Origin of the sequence: Legionella londiniensis, assembly GCF_001467825.1 — a bacterium.
Lineage (GTDB): Bacteria > Pseudomonadota > Gammaproteobacteria > Legionellales > Legionellaceae > Legionella_A > Legionella_A londiniensis.
On the sequence record NZ_LNYK01000033.1, the window covers coordinates 144,328 to 168,579 of the forward strand.

Below are 24,252 nucleotides of genomic sequence, written 5' to 3' on the forward strand. Positions count from 1 at the left end.
ATGATCAAGAAATACACCCTGAATGCCTTACAAAAAGCGATTAACCAGATTCTGCTTTTTGACGAAACAAGACCAGAGCGGATTCGGGCGCTGCATGGTAAAGTTATCAAAATAGTCATTGCACCTTTAAATGTTCATTTTTTTATCCATTTTGCAGATTATGAAATTCAGTTACTGGCCGATTATGAAGGATCAGTTGATACAACCATTCTAAGCAGCCCCCTTGGGTTGATCCGTTTAAGTTTATTACCGGCTTCAAAAGTCCGCTCATTATTCAACGATCAAATCACCATCATAGGTGACGCAGAGCTTGGACGGGAAGTAAAAAAACTCTTCGATGAAATTGATATCGACTGGGAAGGGCATCTTGCGCAATTTACAGGAGATGTTGTGGCTCATCAACTGGGTTCTTTTGTGCGCCGCGGGTTGGCATTTAAAAATCAGGTCAGCAAGTCGATGCAGCAAAATTTAATTGAATACCTGCAAGAAGAACTACGCCTTTTCCCGCCTCGGGAAGAAATAGAAGATTTCTTTGCCGATGTTGATGAATTGGCATTACAAGTTGAACGTTTGGCAGCGCATATTAATCAACTAACGGTTAACGATGAAATCTTTTAGGCAACTCATCCGCTTAATTTACATTAACTATATCCTGGCTAAAAACGGCCTTGATCAGCTGATTGTTACTATCGGCTTATTCAGCTGGTTTCGTTTTGTTGTTTTTCTCAACCCATGGAATTGGTTTCGCCGCAATCAACTCAGTCGAGGAGCCGCATTACGAATATCGCTCGAAGAGTTGGGTCCTATTTTTGTCAAGTTTGGTCAGGCATTATCCACCCGTCCTGATATTTTACCTCCTGATATTGCCATGGAACTTTGCAAACTGCAGGATAAGGTGCCGCCTTTTCCGAGTGCAAAAATGCTGGAAATAGTCGAGTCGGCTTTTGGCCGCCCGGTCAGCGACATATTTGAATCATTTGATACGGCAGTATTGGCTTCCGCTTCTATCGCCCAAGTCCATGCGGCAACCCTTAAAAGCGGCGAAGATGTCGTGGTTAAGGTACTTCGCCCTAATATCCATAAAGTTATCAAGCAGGATTTGGGCATTTTGCATACTATAGCCGTACTTGCGGACCGCTACTGGCCGGAAAGCAAACGCTTCAAGCCCAAAGAAATTGTCAGAGAATTTGAAAACAGCCTGCTTGATGAACTCGATTTACAGCGCGAAGCAGCAAATGCCGGCCAATTGCGGCGTAATTTTACGGATTCGCCGTTACTTTATATTCCTGAAGTATATTGGGATTATGTGCGGGAAAATGTGCTGGTCATGGAGCGGATTTACGGCATCCCGGTGACAGATGTCAGCACGCTTAAGGCTTACAATATCGATATCAAAAAATTGGCCGAAAGAGGCATTGAAATTTTTTTCACCCAGGTGTTTCGTGATTGTTTCTTCCATGCCGACATGCATCCTGGGAATATTTTTGTTTCGTATGAGCATCCCGAAAATCCGCAATATATTTGTATTGATTTTGGCATTATCGGGACGTTAAGCGATAGGGACAAGCGGTATCTTGCCGAAAACCTGGTCGCTTTCTTTAACCGGGATTATCACCGGGTTGCCAAACTACACATTGAATCAGGCTGGGTGGCGCGGGATACCCGGGTTGAGGATTTTGAAATGGCAATCCGCACAGTCTGTGAACCAATTTTTGAAAAACCCCTGAAAGACATTTCTTTTGCATTGGTCGTCGTGCAGTTATTTCAGGTGGCAAGGCGCTTTCATATGGAAGTTCAGCCCCAACTTGTCCTCTTGCAAAAAACATTGTTAGCCGTGGAAGGCTTGGGCCGCCAGCTTTACCCGGAGCTCGACCTCTGGACGACTGCCAAACCGTTTCTTGAAGACTGGCTTCGTGCACAGATGGGGCCTAAGAAATTTCTCAAAAATCTTCGTGAAAACCTGCCCTTTTTCATTGACGAACTTCCCCATCTCCCCCGGCTGGTTAATGAAGTGTTAGCTTTGAGCAAAGAAGAAAAAATCCGCCGCCTGGAAAGAATGGACAACAACAATTTAACCCGTTCCATGAAGAACAGCTGGTATCGTGGCCTGGGCTTTGGGATTTTTTGGGCTTTAATGACCTTTGCGGGCATTGCCTATTTGGATTTACTGACACATGAAAAACTCATTGTCTTCGCGGTGAGCAGCGCACTGGCTGGAGGCATGATTGCGCTTTTGCAGCGTAAAAATCATAATGGCAGTTAATCGATATTCATGGTAGTTAACAACAAACACAAGGAGGCATCATGGGATTAAGCGGCGTCAGCCCATTATCTTTACTGTTGATTTTACTGATTATAATTGCGTTATTCGGAGCCAATAAAATCAAAACCATCGGCTCAGATCTAGGCTCGGCAATCAAAAATTTTCGCCGCGCGTTAAATGATGATGACCACAAAAATGAGCAGCAGTGAATTATTCATCATCCTTGCAGTGGCTTTGCTGGCATTCGGTCCCAAAAAACTACCCATGCTTGCCAGGCATATTGGCCAATTTATCGCATGGATTAATCGGCTGCAACAGCAATTAGGCAAAGCATGGCAGGAAGAACTCAACAAGCAGCAGCTAGAGGATAATTTAAAAAAAGCAGCAATCGCTGATAAAGCCTATGAGGCGGACGAAGGAAAAAAAGATCTTAATCCAAAGAATTAATCCTTTTCAGGTCAATTTTGTCCATAATAACCGACAATAAGAGACCTAATTCATACAAAATACACAAGGGCACAGCCAGGATGACTTGCGAAAAAACATCAGGCGGTGTTAACAGCATGCCCAAGGTAAATGCCGCAACGATGACATAAGGGCGAATCGTTTTTAAGGCATCCACCCCGCATATCCCCATGCGTACGACAAATAAACAAAGCAAAGGAATCTCAAAAGAAAATCCAAACACCAATATCATGCGCGTAATGAAATCGACAGAAGAAGCCATTTCCGGCAGCAAACGAACACCATCAGGAAGCGCATTGACGAAAAATTGCAGCATGAACGGCAAAACAATATAAAAACAAAATAATCCCCCAAGGCAAAAGAGCAATAAGCTGATGCCTGTCAGAAAAAACAAATAAATACGCTCATTGCGATATAAAGCAGAATGGGCAAACTGCCATATATGGTACAAAACCAGTGGGGCAACCGTGAATAAGGCGGCATTGGCCGCAAGTTTCAAGGGAATAAATAAGGGCGATGTGATGCTTGTGGCAATCAATTCACTTTGCAGAGGCAATGTTTTTAACAAGGGCATGATGACAAACTGAAAAAGCTCGTTTGCTTTCCAAAAATAAATCATAAAAGCAATAAAGAATGCGGCAAAAATAGACAAAATTCTGCGGCGAAGCTCCATGAAATAGATGAGCATGCAAGTGAACGCAATCAGGAAACCTTAAAATAACTTATCACGCACCTTCCGCCCTATGCCAGCGCTTTTTAAAACCATTGCATATTTCCTGCCTCTCATCAATGCATTTTAGTTGCTATTTCATAATAGGTTTACAATACTAAACATAATAAATACAAAAAATTGATTTAAAAATGGCACTCTTTCGGCAAAAAAGTTTGGAGCGACTCAATGACCCTGAAAGGCTGGATCAACTCTTTCGCATTGTGTCTCCGCTGAATTGGCTGGTTCTTGCAGTATTGCTGAGTTTATTGCTTGTGGCTTTAGGGTGGGGGTTTTTCGGCACTATTGCTACCAGAATACATGGCAATGGCATCCTGGTGAGCCGCGGGCAGCAAATTTATGATGCAGTCGCAGAAGCTGAAGGGAGAATCAGCCAGATTTATGCCCAAATTGGCGATCATGTAAAGCAAGGACAGGTTGTTGCCCAGCTTGACATGCCGATATTACGCCTTGAGGTATCCAACAAACGCCAACAAATGCTCGCAATCAAAAAACAATATGAAGAATTAAAAGCATTTTTAGCAAGGGATCTATTGCTTGAGAGCAAGCATAACCTGGAACTGCAAGAAAATTGGAAAAAGGATTTAAAAAACGCCAACTTACATATTAAATTTTTAAAAGATGCGATAGAAGCACGCGAAAAACTGGTCGGAGGCGGCGCTATCAGCAAGCAAGAGCTTGCTGATTTAAAAAGCCGCTATTATAAAGAACTGCAGGAAAGAGACGCCATTGCCAGCAAGATGGCGGAAAACAAAATCGAAGCAGAAAGGCGTTTGGAACAAAATCAGGCGCGTTTACGTGAATTGCATCATAAACTTCTTCAGGCCACACAAGACTATACCGCGGCAAAACGCCAATTTGAAGAAACAAGCACAGTCGACAGTCCAGTCGATGGCCGCGTCATTGAAGTGATTGGCAAACCCGGCGCCATTGTCAAACACGGCGAAACAGTATTGGATATCGAGGGGCATGCCGAAGTTGTAGATGCGGCAGTCTATGTTCCGGCAGCAGAAGGAAAAAACATTAAGCCCGGCATGCAAGCGCATATTGTTCCCTCTACTGTAAAAAAACAGGAATTTGGCAGCATCATCGGCGAAGTCACACAAGTCGCCCGCTTCCCAAGCAGCGTCGAGGGAATGATGGGCGTGCTCGAAAACCAAAAACTGGTTGAGGATTTTACCAAATCCGGGCCACAGCTATTTGTGAGGGTTGATCTTCACGAAGCGCCAACCGTCAGCGGATATAAATGGACCTCCTCTCAGGGACCCGAGCTTGAGATCAGTAACGGAACTTTATGTACCGTTGAAATCACAGTCAAAACACAAGCGCCCATCACGCTCATTATTCCAGCATTAAAAAAGCTAATTGGCTATGAGTAGAAAAAGATGTTAAAAAAGATATTTGCTTCACGGGTTAAAACCCCAACCATATTGCAAATGGAAGCAGTTGAATGTGGCGCTGTGGCCTTGGGGATTATTTTAGCCTATTACGGACGCTGGTTGCCGCTTGATGTTCTGCGCAGTGATTGCGGCGTTTCCCGCGACGGCAGCCGTGCTGACAATATTTACCGCGCTGCCGAGAAACACGGCATGGAAGTCAACGCCTACAGCCTTGAGCCTCTGGAAGTGAAAAGCTACCACGTGCCTGCGATCATTCACTGGGAATTTAATCATTTCGTGGTTCTCGAGCATGTTAATGAGAAAGCTGTTTTCATTAACGACCCAGCAAACGGCCCAAGAAAACTAACCTGGGAAGAATTCGATGAAGGATTTACCGGCATTTTTCTCGAGCTCAAGCCAACCAAGGCATTCAAGCCTTGCGGTCAAAAGCCACGCATTTTGCCGGGTTTGGTCCGCCGTCTTAGGCATTCAAAACCTGCCGTAATTTTTATCATTTTAACTACGCTTGCCTTGGCCGTCCCTGGTGTGGCTATCCCTGGCATTACCAAAGTATTTATTGATAATGTGCTTGTTGAGCAAATGCAGGGTTGGCTACGCCCGGTATTGGCAGGATTATTGATTGCGGGCTTGTTTCAAGCGATCCTCACCTGGTTTCAGCAGGCCATGCTGATGCGGCTTGAAGTTAAATTGGCGTTGGTGAACGCCTCTGACTTTTTCTGGCAAGTACTGAGGCTCCCCATGTCTTTTTATTCGCAGCGCTATATCGGTGACATTCAGCAGCGGCTGCAATCCAGTGATGCCGTAGCCAAACTGGTTTCCCAGCAGTTTGGCACCAATGTAGTCAATATTTTATTAATGCTGATTTATCTTGTTATTCTCCTGCTTCTTAGCATTCCCTTAACCCTTGTTGCGCTGTTGCTCACATCCCTCAATGCCCTGGTTCTTCTCCTTCTGAACAAAAAAAGGGCAGACGAGAGCCATCGGCAAAGCAAAAGCATGAATAAAATGTTAAGCACTGCCATCAGCGGATTACAAATGATTGAAACCTATAAAGCATCGGGTGCAGAAGCCGATTTTTTCCGCAAATTTTCGGGCCAGCATGCCAATTATCTACAAGCTGAACAACAATTAGGCATCATCCGGGATGGGATAGGGGTGATACCAAGCACTCTAAACCTTTTAGGCAATGCGCTGATTCTTGGACTGGGCGGCTGGCTGGTCATTAAGGGGCATATGACTATTGGAAGTGTTATCGGCTTTCAAATGCTCTATGCAAATTTTAGCCAGCCAATTTCCGGACTGGTCATGATGGCCGGCACATTACAGGAAATTATTGCTGATTTATTCCGCATCGATGATGTGATGAACCATAAGCTGGCACCTCGGTATGAAGCGATAAAAAAACCTCTAATACCTCCTCATGAAAAATTAACAGGACATGTGGTTTTTGAGTCTGTAACTTTTGGCTATAGCCCTTTAGCAGAACCCTTGCTGACTGATTTCAGCCTTGAAATCAAACCAGGAAAACGTGTTGCACTAGTCGGGGGTTCGGGCAGCGGAAAATCGACTATCGCTAAATTACTCGCCAGCCATTATCCTGTCTGGTCGGGAAAAATTCTCATCGATGGCGTTTCCCTGGAGGACATTCCTAATGAGGTCAGAACCCGCTCCATTGCGGCAGTAGATCAGGAAATTCATTTTTTTGAAGCAAGCCTTAAAGATAACCTGACTTTATGGGATCCCACCTGGAGTGATGAAGAAATTCATCAAGCCTGCCGGCTGGCTTTAATCCATGAAACCATTGCTGAACAGCGTGCGGAAGGCTATGACGCAATCATCAAGGAAGGAGGGAACAATTTCAGCGGCGGGCAGCGTCAACGACTGGAAATTGCCCGGGCATTGTTACAAAAGCCAAGCATCCTGATTCTCGATGAGGCAACTTCAGCGTTAGATCCTAAAATGGAGCAGGCTATTGACGCCAATATCCGCTATTTGGGATGCACCGTGCTCGTCATTTCGCATCGATTAAGCACTATCCGTGACAGCGATGAAATCATTGTGCTGGATCGAGGCCATGTCGTAGAACGCGGGACGCACCAGCAACTTCTGGACAAGAAAGGCATGTATAGCCAATTACTGGCAAGTGAGGCGTAAAATGGCGCTTAGCAGCAGCGATAAAGAACCCATCAGCATTTTAGAATTAGGTGAATTTGATTGTCATGAAACAAGCGGGAATTACCGCATCCTGCGTGGTACTGTCGATTTATTTTTATCGCCAACAACAGGCAAAGAAAAAGGCAAACGCTATCATATAGGCCGTTTTTCATCCAATCAGATTATCTGGGGTTTAAAATCCGCCCTGAAAAACCCACCCTGGCAACTATTGGCCACTGCAACGCCTGATACGATGCTGGAGCAATGGAGCTGGCAAGAAATAGAAGATGCCCTGGAGCAGATTGGCCCGCAGGAAGCTATTTTAAACGCCGCACGAGCATGGGAACGTACATTATTGACTTATGCCAGAGCTCATGAACAGGATGTGCAGCTCACGCCAGTCACCAAGGATGCCTTGAGAACCCAAATATTCACATTTTATCAAAACATTTTCCCCCTCTGTGTAAAAACAGTTCATCTGGAAGAACTGTGTGCGTTAGAGCATGCCCAAAACCTCAAGCAGATAGAACAGCAAAGGCTCAAACGCAGTTATGAAGACATGCTTTCCATACTGCACGAGATACCTGCCGTGCATCAGGTTACATCAGAAGAAGACAGTTTAACGCCTTGCATTTGGCATATTGCCGATTTATTTAAGATTAAGCTTCCTGAAAAACTTGACATCAAAACCATCGAGGATGCGACCATCGCCACCGGCGTACAATTTCGCGAAATCACCTTGTCAGGACAATGGTGGCAAAAAGGAACAAACCCCATGCTTTTAATGACAGAGGCTAATCATTTTTGCCTTGCGGTTCCGAAACCCGCAGGCGGCTATGAGCTCATTGATCCCCTGCAACATAAGAAAATGCAACTGGGCCATGAGCTGGCTCAAACATTTAAATCTGCCGCATGGCAGGCTTATCGTCCTTTGCCGCAAAAAAAATTATCTCTTTGGGATGTGGCCCGTTTTTCTTTTTGGGGCACAGAGCATGACTTGCTGCGTTTGCTTCTGGTTGGCGCGCTTGCCGCCTTGCTCAGCCTTGCAACCCCTTGGTTTACTGCCTTTATTTTTGATTACATTGTTCCCAATGGCGAAATCAATCAATTGCTACAGGTCATATTGGCCTTGATCGTCGCTGGAGCGGCTGCGGGCCTTTTTCAGCTGGTGCGCGCTATTGCGGTATTACGCCTAAGCAGTAAATTGAATTTAAATCTTGAAGTCGCCATCTGGGATCGATTGATCCGCCTGCCGGCAATTTTTTTTAAAGACTTCACCACAGGAGAGCTCACAATACGTGCTACGGCAGCAAGCGGGATGCGCCACTTGCTGGCAGGTGCCACCATTACCTCTCTATTGAGCGGCATTTTTTCAATCACGAGTTTTTTGCTGCTGTTTTATTATGATGCGCGCCTTGCCTTAATCGCCACGGCAAGCACTGTAATTTTGGCTGCTTTTACAGCAATTATCAGCTTCCGCCAGTTTTATTACTACAAAATTACCCAGGATAAACTGGCAAAGTTATCCGGTATTGTGGTGCAATTATTAACGGGAATTGCCAAAATACAGGCATCCGGCAAAGAAAAAATAGCTTTTGCGCAATGGGCTCGTACCAATACTGAGCTTAAAGCCAATAACTATAATGCCAATTGGCTGCAGGCAATTTTATCCACGTTCAATGCATTCTGGCTGCCATTCTTAACCCTTATCATATTCGCTTATATCAGCAGCAGGCCTGACCAGCTGAGCGTGGGCGCTTTTTTGGCATTTAATGCTGCTCTTGGCCAGTTCACCTCAGGCATGGTTGGGTTAATTTCCGTACTGGGATCAATCATCCATAGCCTCCCTATGCTCAAACAAACCAAACCAATCATTGAAACTTTACCGGAAATCCACTCCGGCAAAATAGACCCTGGGCCCTTACGCGGAAAAATTGAAGTCGATAATTTAAAGTTCCGCTATGCCCCCAAAGGGCCAATGATATTGAAGGGGGTTTCTTTCACCATAGAAGAAGGAAAATATTTAGCCGTCACAGGCCCATCAGGATCTGGAAAATCCACCCTCTTTCGGCTGTTGTTAGGTTTTGAGAAAGCGTTGAGCGGCAGTATTTTTTTCGATGAACATGAGCTCGACAAACTGAATCCCCAGCAAGTGCGCAAGCAGTGCGGCGTGGTTTTGCAAAACAGCATGCTAATGCCAGGAAGCCTTTATGAAAATATCGTAGGTTCTGCTCTTTTATCTCAAGAAGAAGCCTGGCGTGCTGCAGAGCGTGCCGGCATGAAAGAAGACATAGAAGCCATGCCCATGGGCATGCATACGCTCGTTTCCGAGCGTGGCGGGACTTTATCAGGAGGACAGAGGCAACGCACGCTGATTGCGCGAGCCCTGGCTAAAAACCCAAGGATTTTGTTTTTTGATGAGGCGACCAGCGCACTGGATAACCGCACCCAAAGTATAGTGATGAAAAGCCTTGAAGAGTTGGCCATCACCCGCATTGTGATTGCTCATCGCCTGACCACGATACAAAAAGCCGATTTAATTCTTGTCATGGACCAGGGAGAAATTGTCCAAAAAGGCACTTATCAACAATTAATGGCTGAGCCAGGACTATTTAAATCCATGGCAGAAAGACAGTTGGCCGAGCAGCCCGGGATATCCAGCTAAAACACCGTCATCGCAAACTTTGTTTCAAAATCCCGAAGGACGGGTGTTAAATACATATTTAAAAACCTAAAGGAATGACAAGAACGTTTACTTTGTTAACAGGACCGCGATAAAATCAACAGTAATTTTTACCTGGTACTCACATGCAGCATCAACCGCGCAAACGTTTTGGCCAAAATTTTTTACAAAACCCAACCGTCATCCACGCCATCTTGCAGGCGCTTCACCCAAAGCCGGGCGACAATCTAATTGAAATCGGGCCAGGCTTGGGCGCTTTGACCAAACCGCTCTTGCAGAAGGTCAATATACTGACCGCAATTGAAATTGACCGCGATTTACAGGAAAAATTGCGCACAATGCCGGAAGCCCAAGGGAAATTGAATCTGATTGATGCAGATGCGCTAACTGTCGATTACAGCAAATTGGGCCGGCAATTGCGCATTGTAGGAAATCTTCCCTATAACATTTCAACCCCTCTTATAATCCGCATGCTGCAAAATACCGCACTCATAGAAGATATGCATTTTATGTTGCAGAAAGAAGTGGTCAAGCGCATCACAGCAAAGCCCTGCAGTAAAGATTATGGCAGGCTAAGCGTCATGGTCCAGTTTTATTGCCGGGCAGATCACCTCTTTGACGTACCGCCTTCTGCTTTTTACCCCCGACCGAAAGTTGAATCCGCAGTGATTCGCCTTGTTCCGCATCATCCCATGCCGCATCCTGATATTCCTTTTCAAACCCTGGAGCAAGTTGTAGCGAAGGCATTTTCCATGCGACGCAAGACGCTGTTCAATAATCTAAAATCTCTTTTAGACGCGAATATGTTCATAACATTAGGCATTGACCCACAAAAGAGGCCAGAGCAAATTTCGATCAACGAGTATGCGCAAATAGCGAAATTTGTTACCAAATAGTGTATACTTCGTTCGAATAAGATGTACAGTTATTTTGACCGCCGCTAGGCAGCCGGGTATTTTGAGCAATTAAATGAGGCTCTTCACTGGCGGTTTTGAATAAGTTTCTCGAATTTTATGGAGGTTGTCTTGTTTCATCGACCTGGAAAAAAAACCAAGCCAAGTCATGCAAAACCGCTAAAGGATCTGACCGCAATTGCATTGCCTGAGCAATTACTGGCAGATAGCAAGCGGCAAGACTTATTACAAAAAATTAAAGAAAACAGCGACTTGGATGCTGCGCGTTTTACCCAATTTGTAGAGGCGCTCGCCAAGAACTTTGCGGCTTGTTGCCAAAGCTTGCCCCAAACTTCCAACAGCTACTATGCTTTGCCTGGCGGGATGCTTGATCATGCGCTCAACCGCACTGATGCCGCGTTAACCCTTTTCCGCGAGTATGTCATCCTGGATGGAGAAGCGCTGTCTGAAGAGCAAAAGCTGTGGTCATATGTTTTGCTGTCAGCGAGTATATTACAAGGCATCGGCAAGTTGCAGATCGAGTATCATGTCGATTTGTTTGATCAAAATGGCCAATGGCTGAAAAAATGGAACCCGCTTCTTGAAAACATGTCTGCCTCTGGTCGTTATTATCACTATAAATTCCAGGATGAGGCCGATGATGACTTACGTTCTCGCTTGAATTTACTGCTTGCAAGGCATGCTATGCCGTCTGCAGGTTTCACCTGGATAGCGTCTCATGCGGACGCCCTCGCCGTATGGCTTGCCCTTTTGAATGAAGATTGGGAGTCTGCGGGTACCCTAGGCGCCTTATTGGTCAGAGCCAATGCCATTGCCATTCAACGGTATTTTAGTGAATTAGTGCTGAAACAGGCGGGGGCAAAAGGAGGCCGTTTTGGCCGTATCAGCACGTTCATCGATTCCACCCCTGATGCGGCTGCTGATAAAGAACGTCTGACAGGCGCTCAATTTATACAATGGATGATCAATGCTCTGGAACGCGGTACCATCATGATCAACAAAGCTCCGCTTTATATGGTGCCCGGAGGACTTTTGATGTGCGCAGACATATTTAAACTCTTTATCCGCGAACATCCTGAGTTTAAAAACTGGCAGGCAATCCAAAACAGTTTTTTATCATTGGGCCTGCACCAAACCAATCCGGAAGGCGGCGTCATTTCCCGTTTTGAGCAAGCGCAAACCCAGCAAATGGTGAGCGGCGTGGTTTTTGCTGATTTTGCCCTGGGCTTGCCTGAAAAAATGCAGATACATCATTTAAATACCGGCAAAATCTCCCCCATATCAGCCGTGGAACTCATCCATCAAGCGCAACACCACCAAAACTTTGTCCTTCAGCAGCACAGAGCCCAAGCTTCTCCCGTACAAAAATTATCTGCGGACGGCCAGTGGGAAACCATTGAAGCTTCTGCGGGCAATACCGCGCAACCCGGAGTAAGAACCCGTGGCTGATTACGCAATTGGGGATGTCCAGGGGTGCTATGACCAACTCATGAATTTGCTGGACCATATTCAGTTTAATGAACGCACGGACAGGCTTTGGTTTGTCGGCGACTTAGTTAACAGGGGCCCTAAATCTCTGGCCGTGGTGCGCTTTGTGAAAAGCCTGCCCCTCACCCCGCGAATCACCCTTGGCAACCATGATTTCCACTTGCTGGGCAGGCTGTTTGTCGATAATCAGCGTCAAAGTCCCGACGATACCTTACATGAACTATTAGAAGCGCCTGATGCAGAAGAGATAGGATGCTGGCTTCGCCATCAATCTATCCTCTATCACGATGAAACGCTTAATGTGGTTATGTCCCATGCTGGAATAGCGCCAATGTGGAGCCTGAAAGAAGCCAAAACCCATGCCCGGGAATTGGAAGATGTCCTAAGAGGCAATGGGTTTCGAAATTTTTTGGCAAATATGTATGGCAATATGCCGAATTACTGGTCTGATGAATTGCGCGGCATGGACAGGTTACGCAGCATCTGTAATTACTTTACCCGCATGCGCTTTTGCGATATTCAAGGACGCTTGGCATTTGGTTATAAAGGCACACTTGAAAATTCGCCGCCCGGCTTGCTCCCCTGGTATGAAGTCCCTGGAAGAATTGAGATTCCGGCTGATATTGTCTTTGGTCACTGGGCTGCTTTATCCGGCAAAAGCCATGCGTCCCGTATCTATGCCATCGATACAGGCTGCTTTTGGGGCGGCCAGTTAACCGCATTGCGCCTGCAGGATAAAAAACGTTTTGCGGTGCCGGGGGTGGTCCATTGAGTTTCGATTCAGCACTTTTTATGACAGGAAAAACCCAAATATCATATACCTTGATGATGCACCTGCTCCTCGGCATGATTTTAACGAGTTTCTCCCTGCAAGCCGCCAATGGGCATGATTTCGCCAAGCGCACAGAAATACCCAGGTATCATTGGGCAGACAATCCTGAAATTGAAAAAAAAATTGTCGATAAAGCCCAAGAACAATTGTGCGCAGCCATTAAGAACCCAGAGTATATGCTAAACCACTGGATAGAATTGCCGGCTTCCCCAAAATCCCGCACCGACAGATTGCTGTACTTGAGCCTTCGCGAAGCAATTTTACTGGCATTGCGCTATAACCCTAATATTTTAAATGCCGAATTGGATCGTATTATCCAGCGGTATCAGTTACGCTTGGCGAATAATGAATTTGAACTGCAGTATGCTCTGGCCGGTACTTCTCTCATTCAAAAAAGCCGCTACCAGGGTGTAGGCAATACAACAACTGAACAAAATTTAATAACACCCGAGTTAAGTTTAAAAACAAGGCTTGGCGGACAATTGTCATTAAGGATGGACAATAACGTAGCCGTCGAAGGGAATTACAATCCTTTGCTGAATTTTTCCTTTACCCAGCCTCTGCTAAACGGCTTTGGCCGTGAGGTCAATGAAGCCAGTTTAAGAGATGCCGAAGATAATGAATGGTTGAATAAATTAAATCTGCAGCAAGCGGTTATGGATCAGATAACCCAGGTGATTAGTGCCTACCGCGCCCTAATTTTAAGCGGCAATAATTTACAAAATCAGAAAAGACAATTAAAAGAAGCGCAAAAAACTTATGAAATTAATGAAAAAAAAATAAAAGCAGGCCAACTTGAGCCGACAGCCAACATCCAGCAGTCCTATCAAATCGAGTCGCTCAGCCTGATGGTTGAACAGGCGGAAAATGAATTCAGAAATACAGCACAGGATTTGTTATTGACAATCGGGCTTGACCCCGACATGAAACTTGCTGTTCCAAGCGATGTGCAATTGGAAAAAACATTCATCCCTGATGTTGATGAGGCCATCAAACAGGCTTTGGCGCATAACACTCAGTATCTTGCTTTGAAGATGGCAGTTCGCGCTAACGAACGGGCTTATGTGGTTGCGAAAAATAAACAATTATGGCAGCTTGATCTCAGAGCCAATGTCCAAACCGGATCCATCACGGATGTGAACAACCCAAGCCCGGGCATCAGCGGCATTTATAATGGACGAAACATTACAGAATCAGCAGGCGTTACCCTGACCATCCCAATTCGTGATATCAGCCGCCGCAGCCAGTTGATCGCGGCCAAAGTGCGGCTTGAAAAAAGCCGCCTGAATCTAATTGCGGGAAGACGGGCATTAATTACCACCATCAAAAACACGATCAATTCCATTGAAAGCCAGGCGAAACGCTATGAATTGGCCAAACGCCAGGTCTATCTTGCAGAGCAATCCTATGCGTTGGAAAAGAAAAAACAGCAAGCCGGCATCGCTTCTGCATTGGATGTCAGCAATACCCAAAATCAGCTTTTGCTTGCCCAGATGGGCCTTATTAACGCCAAAATAGCTTATTTAAACCAAATATCAGCGCTACAGCGCATTTTAGGTACCACTTTGGAACACTGGCAAATCAAACTTAGGTGCTGCGGATGAACACAATTTCTACCCCTGTAAAAAACAGGGCCTATAAAATGCTGGCCATGATTTTCGTTCTCAGCATGCTGAATGCCTGCAATGGCGATGACAATAAAACAAAAACAGTAAAAACATATCAAGTACAGTCTGAACGATTACATAAATCCTTGCACTTTACCGGCATCATCCAGCCCATACGTGAAAGCTCTCTCACGAATCCAATGGAAGCCGTGATAGAAGACATCCATATCCATTATGGCCAAAAAGTAAAAAAAAATGATGTGGTGTTTACGTTGAATTCTTCAGAACTGCAAAGGCAGTACAATGACACTTTAACAGAATATTTAAAGTCCAAAGATAATTACACCATGGCGTGCACTAGGTTTTCAGGCACCAAGGAATTATGGGCTGCGGGATTGATATCTAAAAACAATTTTTTAAGTGAAAAATCCGCTTTAAATTCCGCCCGTATCGCCCTGGTTCAGGCTACGCGCAAATTAACAGAAATGCTTGAGAAAATGGAAGACAGCACTTATCAAAATCTCTCCGCATTGAGTTTTGCTGAATTTGACAAGGTTCGCCTCGCCTTAAATTCCAAACATAACTTAATCCGTTTAAAATCTCCAGGCGATGGTGTACTCCTTTATCCGCCTAAATCGGGCGAGGATAAAAAAGAATACCTTACCGTTGGCAAAAGCGTCAAAACAGGGGAGGTGCTTGCCCTGATTGGCGATTTAAGCGGGATACGCGTTGAAATTAACATCCCTGAAGTTGATATTTATAAGATCAAACCAGGTATGCCCGCCATTATCCATAGCATCGCCAATCCCAAAGAAACCTTAAAAGGCGAGCTAGTCGCCATTAATGCGCAAGCATCAATCGCCAGCGGCAGCGCTTTACCTTCTTTTACAGCGACAGTTGAAGTCAAACATTTAAATCCGAGCCAACAAGCCTGGATCAAAGTCGGTATGAGCGCCGAAATAGAACTTATCCTTGACAGCCCGGATAAGCTGCTGGTTCCCATATCAGCCATCGAACAGCAGCATGGCCAAAAAATAGTGCGGGTCAAAACCCAAAACGGCCAATTTGAACCGCGCGTGGTCACGACAAGTGTTGCCCAAGCGGATAAGGTGGTCATTGACTCCGGGCTAAAACCCGGGGAAATCATCGCGTATCATTAGGTATTTTATGCCCCTTATTGCCTTACACAATATTGTAAAAAAGTATCGGATTGGTTCGCTTGAAAGCACTGTTTTGAAACAGATATCGTTGAACATCCATGCCGGTGATCTATTGGCCATAGTTGGTGCATCAGGATCTGGCAAATCCACCTTGATGAATATCATTGGACTTTTGGATAAACCTGACACTGGCGATTATTTTTTAAGCGACCGCAATGTAGCCTGCTTAAATCAGGATGAACTTGCAGCCGTGCGCAATCAGCAGATAGGCTTTGTGTTTCAGCAATTTAATTTATTACCGCGCTTTAATGCCTGGCAAAATGTTTCTTTGCCGCTCACTTACCGCGATATAGCACAGAAAACGTTAAAAGAAAAAGCACATGCTGCGCTGGAGCGCGTTGGCATGGGGGAATTTATAGAACATCGCCCCACTGAACTTTCGGGTGGACAGCAACAACGCGTTGCCATTGCCCGCGCTTTGGTGACTGAGCCTCAAGTCATTCTCGCGGATGAACCTACAGGCGCGCTGGACTCCCGTACCGGAAAAGAGATTATGAATCTATTTATTGAACTTAACCAGGAAGGGCGGACGATTATCCTTGTCACCCATGATGGGAAAATTGCCGACCTTTGCTCAAGATGCATTACCCTGGCTGACGGACAAATTGTAAAAGAATCATGAAACCATATCATTTATGCCAGCAGGCTCTGATCAATTTAATGGCTGCGAAGCTGCGTTCATTTTTGGCTGTCCTCGGCATTTTAGTCGGTACGGCTGCCATCGTTGCCTTATTAAGCTGTGGCCGGCTGGCTACGGAAAAAGCACTGGCGCAATTTAAGGCTTTAGGTACGGATTTGCTCGCCGTCAGCGTTTATCAGCAAAGCAATAACGCGGGTTTGGGAGGACAGGATAAAATTTCAGTTGAAACCTGGCGTGAATTGCCTGAGCAAATAGACGGGATCTTGCAAATCGCGCCTTACGGCACTGCCTATCAACAAATGAGCTTTCAAGGCAAAACGATTGAAGGCGCGATTGTCGCGGCGGATGAAAGTTTGGCCAAGATCATTAAAATTGAACTGGTTGCAGGCCATTTCGTCTCCTTTGTTGATTCTTTTGAACATTTTTGTGTCATAGGAGCAGGGCTTGCTGAACAGTTAAAACAAATCAGCCTTGAAAACCCCATCGGCAAGCAACTTCATTTGGGGCAAACCCTGTATACCATCATTGGCATTGCCAAGCCATGGAAAGAAAACAGTTTTTTTAATGAAGATATCAACCAGGCGGTTATCATCCCGATTTCGGGCCTTGCCATGGTTAATAAGGATGCCAAGATCAATAATGCCGTTATGCTCATTAAACCGGAAGCGAATATCGACAAGGTGACTGCGGGCATCAGGCAACACCTTAACCGGCAGGCGCCCAAACTGGGCATTTTTGTCCGAAGCGCCAAACAGATCATTGCGAGCATGGAAAATCAGGGACAAATTTTTACCCTGCTGCTCGCTGTCATTGGCAGTATCTCATTGCTGGTGGGAGGAATCGGCATTATGAATGTCATGCTGGTTTCAGTCAGCGAACGTAAAAAAGAAATTGGTATTCGTAAGGCTGTCGGCGCTAAAAATCGGGACATTCAAATGCTCTTTTTGGCAGAAGCTGTCATCCTCTCCATGCTCGGCGGAATATCAGGAGTGATCGTTGGGCTCTTCATCACCTGGATCATAGCCTGCTTCAGCCACTGGCCTTTTACAATTTTTTTCCTGCCGCTTTATTGCGGATTTTTGGTGTCGGTTGCTTCTGGAATTTTCTTTGGTTTTTATCCTGCGCGCCGGGCCGCTCTTCTCGAGCCTATTGTTTCATTGCGCGCCGGGGTTTGACCGGCCGGGATCAGCTTGAGATTTCTTTATTGATTGCCGCCTGATATATCTTTATCTTATCTTTCCCTGAATTTTTTGCGGCATATAAAGCCTCATCCGCTGCACTTAGAATTTCCTCCTGGCTTCCGCCGTCCCGAGGGGCGGTGGCTATGCCTGCGGAAAGAGATGGGCTTGGCAACAGGTTGCCCTCAAAACGAAGTTGGGTATTTTTGATTGTTGCCATCATGTCTGCCACTCTTTTATGTGCATTTTCAGCATCGGAATCCAAAAGAACAAGCACAAACTCATCTCCGCCCAAACGGCAAGGGATATCTCCCCCGCGGGTCATCATGCGTAAAACTGAACCGACAAACTTAAGAATTTCATCGCCTGCATCATGGCCATAAACGTCATTGATTTCCTTAAACTTGTCAATATCCAGCATAACCACAGACAGCGTTTGCTTATTGCGTTTTGTATGCTTGATTTCTCTTGGCAACGTCTCCTCAAGATAGCGTCGATTATACAAATTCGTCAGGGCATCGTGCATGGCTTGTTCGCGCAACGCATCTCGCAAATTAATATTAGCCAACGCAAGCTTGATATTTTCACTGAATGTCACCGCAAGCCCCTTGCCTTTACTATCAATCACCTGATCTTTTAGGGCAGTTAAACTTAAAAGGCCAATGGTTTCACCTCGAACGATCAAAGGCAAGTCTATATATCCCCCGGCGGGCTCTGATTCATAATGCGCGCAAACAATAGCCTGCTTTGGATCATTAACCTGATAAAGCTTGCCACTGCGCAAAGCCCAGCAATCTTTAGGCAAAAAAGCGGCGCTGAATAATTGTTGTTCTCCCCATTGCCGAGCGGTTTCCAATTTACCTGTTTTGGAATTAATAACGGCAAGGGATCCGCTTAATGCTGGAAATAATTCTTTAGCGGTTAGGCAAATGATGGCATAAGCTTCTTCGGCATCCTGGCTGGTCAGAAGCATTTCATTCATTTTATTTAATAAATAATTTTCATGCTCGCGCCTTTGCAGTTGCAGCAAAGTTGATGACATTTGTTCATTCAGCCTTTCCATTTCCTTTTCATTGCGCTTCCTTGAGGTAATATTATGGACTTGAACAATGGAATGCAGAGGGTTCCCTGAACCATCAGGTATTGCTGAAGCGCTCAAGAGCACCCATATGATTTCACCTTTTTTATTTAAAAAACGCAGTTCATGTTGATAGTTTTTAATTAATCCTTGCGCCAGTTTGTTCTGCAAAGCTTTTTCTTCACCTAAATCGTCCGGATGCACCAGATGTTCATAATCTTTCACGGTCAATTCGTGTTTTTGATAGCCAAGCATGTCGCATAAAGCCTGATTAACATGCACGCATTTGCCATCCAAAGAGTTAACAATCATACCGATAGGCGCACTTTCAATCATGTTACGAAACCGTTCCTCGCTTTCTCCTAACAGATTATTTAAACGTTCACGTTCTTTTATATCCGCCTCTACAAAATCACACATGTCGTTTAATGCATTGCCCAGTTTCTCAAGCTCGTTATGGGAAGAAATGTGGTTGCGTACATGGTATAGCCCCATGCCGACCTGTTTTGCCTGGTAATGAAGTTGCCTGATAGGTTCCATAACACGCCGGCTGACATAGCGGTAAGCCATGATGCAAAACAATAAAGCCAATAAGACAATGCCTTGAAAAAAATACAAAAGATATTGCAGCCTTTCTTGCAAATAGGAAAAATTTTGCGCTGTTCGCGTTTCTACAGCAATTTGTATCTGCTCCAGAGGTTCCATTGCATTGGCTCTCGCCCGCAAAAACTCATTGCTATGCAAGATATTTCGGGCGCGGGCAATAATGCCTTGATTGGCTTGCAATTCAATGCCGTTTGGCTTTACGCTCTCTAGCAACTCAAACGCTTTTTCTTCCATGCTTATCAATTGATTCATCTGTTGGCTGGCTTGATTTAACAGCGACCATTCATAGTCATTAAAATTAAGATCCGTAAACTGCTCGTACAAGCTTAAAGCCTTGCCCGCCGGCGCATGCGGCATTTTGTCGGCCAGGACATAATCCCAATAGAATGCTGAATAATTGTCAGGCCGAGGCATGTTGCCTTCGCGTATGGCCAAGATATCGTAAAAATACTGCTTGTACTTTTCCTTGCCGGTCGCAATATATAATCTGGCCAGCTTTGTCAGATCATCGCTGGTGTGCAATAATTCATTGACTGTTTTTAAGGAATCGTAGCGTCTTTGTTCACTGGCGAAAATTTGATGCTGAAGATAATTGGCATACAGCACAATGATGTTCAGTATCAGAAAAAAGACGATTGCGGCCGCAATAGCAGTCCGATAAGCAGTATTAATGCTTAGAGAGCTAAAAAAAGCCATACAAAACCTTGATCATATTTGTCCTTATTTTATAGTGCTTTAATTCATAAACTATAACGGTTAATTTGCAAATAACTTTAGGAATACGGCTAAACTGCACCTAAAGTTTTGTATAGGCTGGCCGATGCTTAATTCGTATTGATTAATTCAAAAACATAAAAGGCGTTCAGGATCTGTTTTGAATCTATTTTGCAGAACCAGCCTTTCTTGAGTAAACAAGGGGAAAACGATGATAAAAAAATGGGGGCTTCTGATTTCTGCATGGACTGCATTTTTTCTGCCGCAATTGCTTTTTGCTGATTCAAGATCCTGGAACGAATGGGTGGCCGAAGTTCGTGAAGAAGCCCTAAGCCAAGGCATTTCTGCTGCCATCTTCGACCAGGCATTTGCCGATATTCATGAACCCAGCCGGAAAGTCAAAAGCCTTGCCCGTTCGCAACCGGAGCATCGCCTGACTTACCTCAAATACCGCAATTCCAGAGTTGACAATTATCGAATTGTGATGGGGCGAAAATCCTACCAGAAAAACCAGGCGCTTGCTGATACAATTGCCCGTGAATATGGCGTGGATCCCTGTTTTATGATGTCATTCTGGGGGATGGAAACGAGCTATGGCAGTTACATGGGAAATTTTCCGGTCATCAAATCTTTAGCAACACTGGCTTATGATTCAAACCGCCGTGATTTTTTCCGAAAGCAACTGTTTTACGCCTTGCACATTGTCAATGATGGCCATGTATCATTAGACCGTTTCAAGGGCGAATGGGCAGGCGCATCCGGGCAGCCCCAGTTCCTGCCATCAAGCTGGATGAAATATGCCGTCGATTATGACGGCGATGGCCGCAAGGATATCTGGGATTCCAAACCTGATGTATTTGCTTCTATTGCCAATTATATGAAACAAAACGGCTGGCAAAGCGGGGAGCCATGGGCCGTTCAGGTTAAATTGCCTGCCAATTTCGATATGCAACTCGAAGGCAAAGCCACTGTGAAACCGGTCAGCGAATGGAACGCCATGGGAGTACGCACTGAAGATGGCAAACCGCTTCCTTATCAACATTTGGAAGCAAGCATCATTAAGCCTTATGGCGGCCCGGTATTCCTTGCTTATCCAAATTATAAAATGATATTGCGTTACAATAATTCAATTTATTACGCAGGGGCAATTGGGTATCTGGCTGACAAAATTTGCAATAGACCTATTGGCACTGTCTATAATCCTACAGCCAGCAATTGATAATCACCATAAAGCATGGCCATGGCATCTTTTATTGATAAAACCGCAAGTCTGACCCCAACTGTACGGCGCATAGTCTGTGATAAGGCCACAGAATATCCAGGCAGCGGCGCCTATAATCAACTCAAAACTACTGGAACCTATCTATGTCGCCGCTGCGGCCTTGCATTGTTTCGTGCCGAAAGCCAGTTCAGCAGCGGGTGCGGCTGGCCGAGCTTTGATCAAGAAATTGCAGGAGCGGTCAAGCGCCAGCCTGATCCTGATGGGATTCGCACAGAAATTCTATGCAGCCGCTGCGCCGCGCACCTGGGCCATGTTTTTACAGGCGAGCAATTTACTGCAAAAAACATTAGGCATTGCGTTAATTCCGCATCGCTTGATTTTGTCGAGGATAGCTCCGTCGCAGACAGCGAAGAGGCTATTGTAGCCGGCGGCTGTTTTTGGGGGGTGGAATATTATCTTAAACAATTGCCTGGCGTGCTCAAAGTGGAATCAGGATATACCGGAGGCCATATCCAAAATCCTGATTATCAGGCAGTATGCCGCGGCAACACTGGGCATTATGAAGCGGTCAGAGTCCTGTTTGATGTGGACAAAACCGATTACCGTACCGTCATCAAGCATTTTTTTGAGATACACGATCCCACCCAAAAGAATGGCCAGGGCCCCGATATTGGCCTGCAATATCAAAGCGCCATCTTTTATTACAACCAATCACAGCATGAGCAAGCCAGGAAACTGATTCATCTGCTTTGCTCCAAAGGATATGATGTCGCCACCAAACTGTTTGAGGTACAACCTTTCTGGCCGGCTGAAGAATATCATCAAAATTATTATGGCAGACATCATAAGACGCCTTACTGTCATCGCATCATTTCACGATTTGATTGAACCATTAAGTAATCTCCTCTTGAACCGATATCAAGAAAAATGCCTTTGAATAAGCCGCATTGATAATTAAATGCTTATCCTAGCGGTCAGCTATCCCTTTGGAGGCAGGCTATGACAAAAAAAGCAAAATTTAATATAGGCGATGTGGTTGTCCATACAAAACAAGGCTATCGCGCAGTGATAGCTGATGTTGACCCGCTGTTTCAAGCCTCAGGGCGCTACAACCCGCAAGCGCTGAAATATGATTTTTGTCAACGCAACCCCTGGTACCGGTTGCTTGTGGATAACAGCACGCTCATAACTTATGTCGAGGAGTGCTTGCTCGAAAAAGAGCCGGTGGGCACAGGGAGTTTGATTAATAATCCTAATGTTGGCGCTTATCTGAAACAACAAAATGGCCGCTACACAAGAATTATGCAAAGCCACTAAACTGCCCTTAAATCCGCCTTCGGCATTTGAATTTTTTTAGCCATATGAGCGGAACTATGTCAATTAATGGATGGGATTAATGGGAGGAAGGTTTCCAGTGCCGGATCGTACCTTGAATCGTCGGATATCATAAGCGCTGACTGCCTGCCACAGCTCCGGTCCATGCCACTGAATTCCCTTTTCTCTGCTGTATAATGCCTGCGAGAGAAAATGGCATTGCTTTTTAAGCTTTTGATCATGTATCAGCTTTTGCAAATCATTTAAATTAAGAATTTCTGCATCAGGCCATTGTAATGCAGCCCAGGCCAGGAGGGCATCGCGGGCAAGTGCCGGATTATTACTAAAACATGCTATTTTTAAACGTTTGAGAGCCCGTGATTTCGCTCTGCTTGGAAATAAATAAGGCCGAAACAACCAGAGCAACAAAGTCAATAGCCAGGCAAGCGCAAATAATATAGCCAAAATCCATGCCCAATATGAGGAATTTGCGGGGACTTGCAAAGGTTTTTGTTCCTTTTCAGGCGGCTCTTCCCGCATATCTGCTCTATGTCCATTTGTCGCTGTAAGCTTATTCTGATTGACATCCTGTTTCGCTGTCGCGCCTTGGGCAACATGAATTATTTTGGCTGGCAGGACTGCAGTTTCTTCTTGCCGGGTATCCGTATTGAACCAGGTCAATTTCAGTTCGGGGATTGTCACTTCTCCGGCCTGATTGAAAATATAGGTTACTTTAATCGACGTTTTACCAACCAATTCACCCTGGCGGATTACATTCTGTTCTATTGAAGGCTCAGGATAAGCGCTGTAGGATTGGCCGGCAATGAATTCTAATTTTGGCACGAGCTGTGCCGGCAGGCCCACAGTCTCGATATTGACAGTACGGATTAATGTTGAGCCTTCTTCAATTTTATCATCTTGACTTGCATAGGTATCGTGTAAGGTAACTTTTTTGGCGGGTAACCAATATTGGCCCTGAAAATTGGACGGAATGGGTTTAACCGCTAAATTTGTCTGCTTGGGGCGGATATTGACCTGTCTTGGGACGCCATCATACACTAGCGCATTAAATGCAGGCCCGGTTATTGTTAATTTGCCGCTTTTTTGGGGAAAAATGGCGTATTGCTGTTCTTCAACCACATAATGAATGCCGTTTTCTACTGTTTGATAATGTTTAGCGTCGCCCAAGGTGATTATTAATGCATTTTCAACGTGGGGAGGATGATACTCCGCATCCAGCAAACGGCCGCTGTTATATAATTTAACGGTATAAATCACTTGCTGATTGATGAACGGATTTTTTTGGCTTACCTCTGTTTTCAGCATGACTTTCTCATCATGCGCAGGCTCTTCAACGGGTTGTGTTGCCTCCTGCTCTCCCCTCACCTCTATACGGATTTCCTGGCTTTTTTCCTGGCCGAACTGAATTGCAGGAATGGTTATCACGCCTGCCTCTTTCGCTTGTAACAAGATGACCCATTGCTGCATTGAATGTGCTTTGCCGTTAACGATGGTATAAGACATGCTCCGTTCCGTACCGACAATGATAAAATGCTCCTGCAACGCAGTTAAATCAGGTAATTTATCGGATTGTTCGCCTTCTGCGGTTAAAATCAAACGGAAAGTTTCTCCGACAGAAACTTTAGGCGGCTCAACTTGGGCTGTGATTTCTGCATGAACTGAAAAGATCGGAAAAAAAGCGAAAAAACCCAAAAAAAATATTTTTAGCCAATATTTATTCATT

At 45.1% G+C, this 24,252-nt stretch carries 20 protein-coding genes; 17 read left to right on the forward strand and 3 right to left on the reverse strand.

Annotated elements, in window-relative coordinates; genetic code table 11:
• Genes Llon_RS10045 through Llon_RS10060 form a run of 4 tightly spaced genes read left to right on the forward strand, consistent with a single transcriptional unit; the run spans position 1 to position 2,710 of the window.
• Positions 1-618: a ubiquinone biosynthesis accessory factor UbiJ gene (locus Llon_RS10045; RefSeq protein ID WP_058529925.1), complete on the forward strand. Its 618-nt coding sequence runs from the start codon at positions 1-3 to the stop codon at positions 616-618.
• Positions 605-2,263 carry a ubiquinone biosynthesis regulatory protein kinase UbiB gene (gene ubiB, locus Llon_RS10050; protein ID WP_058529926.1) on the forward strand — a complete coding sequence of 553 codons (1,659 nt, stop codon included), beginning with the start codon at positions 605-607 and terminating at the stop codon, positions 2,261-2,263. The genes Llon_RS10045 and ubiB overlap by 14 nt, the downstream gene beginning before the upstream one ends.
• A 41-nt stretch (positions 2,264-2,304) precedes the next feature.
• Positions 2,305-2,472, forward strand: coding sequence for a twin-arginine translocase TatA/TatE family subunit (tatA, locus tag Llon_RS10055; protein ID WP_058529927.1), 168 nt, complete (start codon positions 2,305-2,307; stop codon positions 2,470-2,472).
• Positions 2,459-2,710 carry a Sec-independent protein translocase subunit TatA/TatB gene (locus Llon_RS10060; RefSeq protein ID WP_058529928.1) on the forward strand — a complete coding sequence of 84 codons (252 nt, stop codon included), beginning with the start codon at positions 2,459-2,461 and terminating at the stop codon, positions 2,708-2,710. The genes tatA and Llon_RS10060 overlap by 14 nt, the downstream gene beginning before the upstream one ends.
• On the opposite strand, the gene tatC is transcribed toward Llon_RS10060, so the two are convergent.
• Positions 2,694-3,416 carry a twin-arginine translocase subunit TatC gene (tatC, locus tag Llon_RS10065; protein ID WP_058529929.1) on the reverse strand — a complete coding sequence of 241 codons (723 nt, stop codon included), beginning with the start codon at positions 3,414-3,416 and terminating at the stop codon, positions 2,694-2,696. The two genes, Llon_RS10060 and tatC, sit on opposite strands and share 17 nt — an antisense overlap.
• Positions 3,417-3,589: 173 nt before the next feature.
• Here tatC and Llon_RS10070 point away from each other — a divergent pair, with 173 nt between their 5' ends.
• The 10 genes from Llon_RS10070 to Llon_RS10115 all read left to right on the forward strand — a co-directional run bounded on the left by Llon_RS10070 (position 3,590) and on the right by Llon_RS10115 (position 17,571).
• Positions 3,590-4,837 carry an NHLP bacteriocin system secretion protein gene (locus Llon_RS10070; RefSeq protein ID WP_058529930.1) on the forward strand — a complete coding sequence of 416 codons (1,248 nt, stop codon included), beginning with the start codon at positions 3,590-3,592 and terminating at the stop codon, positions 4,835-4,837.
• A gap of 6 nt (positions 4,838-4,843) precedes the next feature.
• The gene (locus Llon_RS10075) at positions 4,844-7,012 is read left to right on the forward strand and encodes an NHLP family bacteriocin export ABC transporter peptidase/permease/ATPase subunit (protein ID WP_058529931.1); all 2,169 of its coding nucleotides are present in this window, start codon (positions 4,844-4,846) and stop codon (positions 7,010-7,012) included.
• A gap of 1 nt (position 7,013) precedes the next feature.
• Entirely contained in the window at positions 7,014-9,677 is a 2,664-nt protein-coding gene (locus Llon_RS10080) for an NHLP bacteriocin export ABC transporter permease/ATPase subunit (protein ID WP_058529932.1), read from the forward strand.
• Between the two features lie 143 nt (positions 9,678-9,820).
• Positions 9,821-10,591, forward strand: coding sequence for a 16S rRNA (adenine(1518)-N(6)/adenine(1519)-N(6))-dimethyltransferase RsmA (gene rsmA / locus Llon_RS10085; protein WP_058529933.1), 771 nt, complete (start codon positions 9,821-9,823; stop codon positions 10,589-10,591).
• 117 nt (positions 10,592-10,708) lie between these two features.
• Positions 10,709-12,058: a TraI domain-containing protein gene (locus Llon_RS10090; RefSeq protein WP_058529934.1), complete on the forward strand. Its 1,350-nt coding sequence runs from the start codon at positions 10,709-10,711 to the stop codon at positions 12,056-12,058.
• Entirely contained in the window at positions 12,051-12,869 is an 819-nt protein-coding gene (locus Llon_RS10095) for a symmetrical bis(5'-nucleosyl)-tetraphosphatase (RefSeq protein ID WP_058529935.1), read from the forward strand. The genes Llon_RS10090 and Llon_RS10095 overlap by 8 nt, the downstream gene beginning before the upstream one ends.
• A 20-nt stretch (positions 12,870-12,889) precedes the next feature.
• Entirely contained in the window at positions 12,890-14,533 is a 1,644-nt protein-coding gene (locus Llon_RS10100; RefSeq protein ID WP_237758314.1) for a TolC family protein, read from the forward strand.
• A complete protein-coding gene (locus tag Llon_RS10105; protein WP_083503317.1) occupies positions 14,530-15,696 on the forward strand; it encodes an efflux RND transporter periplasmic adaptor subunit in 1,167 nt (388 codons plus the stop codon). The genes Llon_RS10100 and Llon_RS10105 overlap by 4 nt, the downstream gene beginning before the upstream one ends.
• Before the next feature lie 7 nt (positions 15,697-15,703).
• Positions 15,704-16,378, forward strand: coding sequence for an ABC transporter ATP-binding protein (locus Llon_RS10110; protein ID WP_115336815.1), 675 nt, complete (start codon positions 15,704-15,706; stop codon positions 16,376-16,378).
• The gene (locus Llon_RS10115; protein WP_058529936.1) at positions 16,375-17,571 is read left to right on the forward strand and encodes an ABC transporter permease; all 1,197 of its coding nucleotides are present in this window, start codon (positions 16,375-16,377) and stop codon (positions 17,569-17,571) included. The genes Llon_RS10110 and Llon_RS10115 overlap by 4 nt, the downstream gene beginning before the upstream one ends.
• A gap of 10 nt (positions 17,572-17,581) precedes the next feature.
• Here the strand turns inward: Llon_RS10115 and Llon_RS11840 are convergent, their stop codons facing one another.
• Positions 17,582-19,954, reverse strand: coding sequence for a diguanylate cyclase (locus Llon_RS11840; protein ID WP_058529937.1), 2,373 nt, complete (start codon positions 19,952-19,954; stop codon positions 17,582-17,584).
• 232 nt (positions 19,955-20,186) lie between these two features.
• Between Llon_RS11840 and Llon_RS10125 the strand changes: the two genes are divergently transcribed.
• From Llon_RS10125 to hspQ, 3 genes are all read left to right on the forward strand, one after another.
• A complete protein-coding gene (locus Llon_RS10125) occupies positions 20,187-21,191 on the forward strand; it encodes a lytic murein transglycosylase (protein WP_058530082.1) in 1,005 nt (334 codons plus the stop codon).
• 21 nt (positions 21,192-21,212) lie between these two features.
• Positions 21,213-22,082: a bifunctional methionine sulfoxide reductase B/A protein gene (locus tag Llon_RS10130; RefSeq protein WP_058530083.1), complete on the forward strand. Its 870-nt coding sequence runs from the start codon at positions 21,213-21,215 to the stop codon at positions 22,080-22,082.
• Between the two features lie 111 nt (positions 22,083-22,193).
• Positions 22,194-22,511, forward strand: a complete 318-nt coding sequence (gene hspQ / locus Llon_RS10135; protein ID WP_058529938.1) for a heat shock protein HspQ — start codon at positions 22,194-22,196, stop codon at positions 22,509-22,511.
• Positions 22,512-22,574: 63 nt separating this feature from the next.
• Here hspQ and Llon_RS10140 read toward each other — a convergent pair whose 3' ends face one another.
• Positions 22,575-24,251: a BatD family protein gene (locus tag Llon_RS10140; protein ID WP_058529939.1), complete on the reverse strand. Its 1,677-nt coding sequence runs from the start codon at positions 24,249-24,251 to the stop codon at positions 22,575-22,577.
• Between the last annotated feature and the right edge of the window lies 1 nt (position 24,252).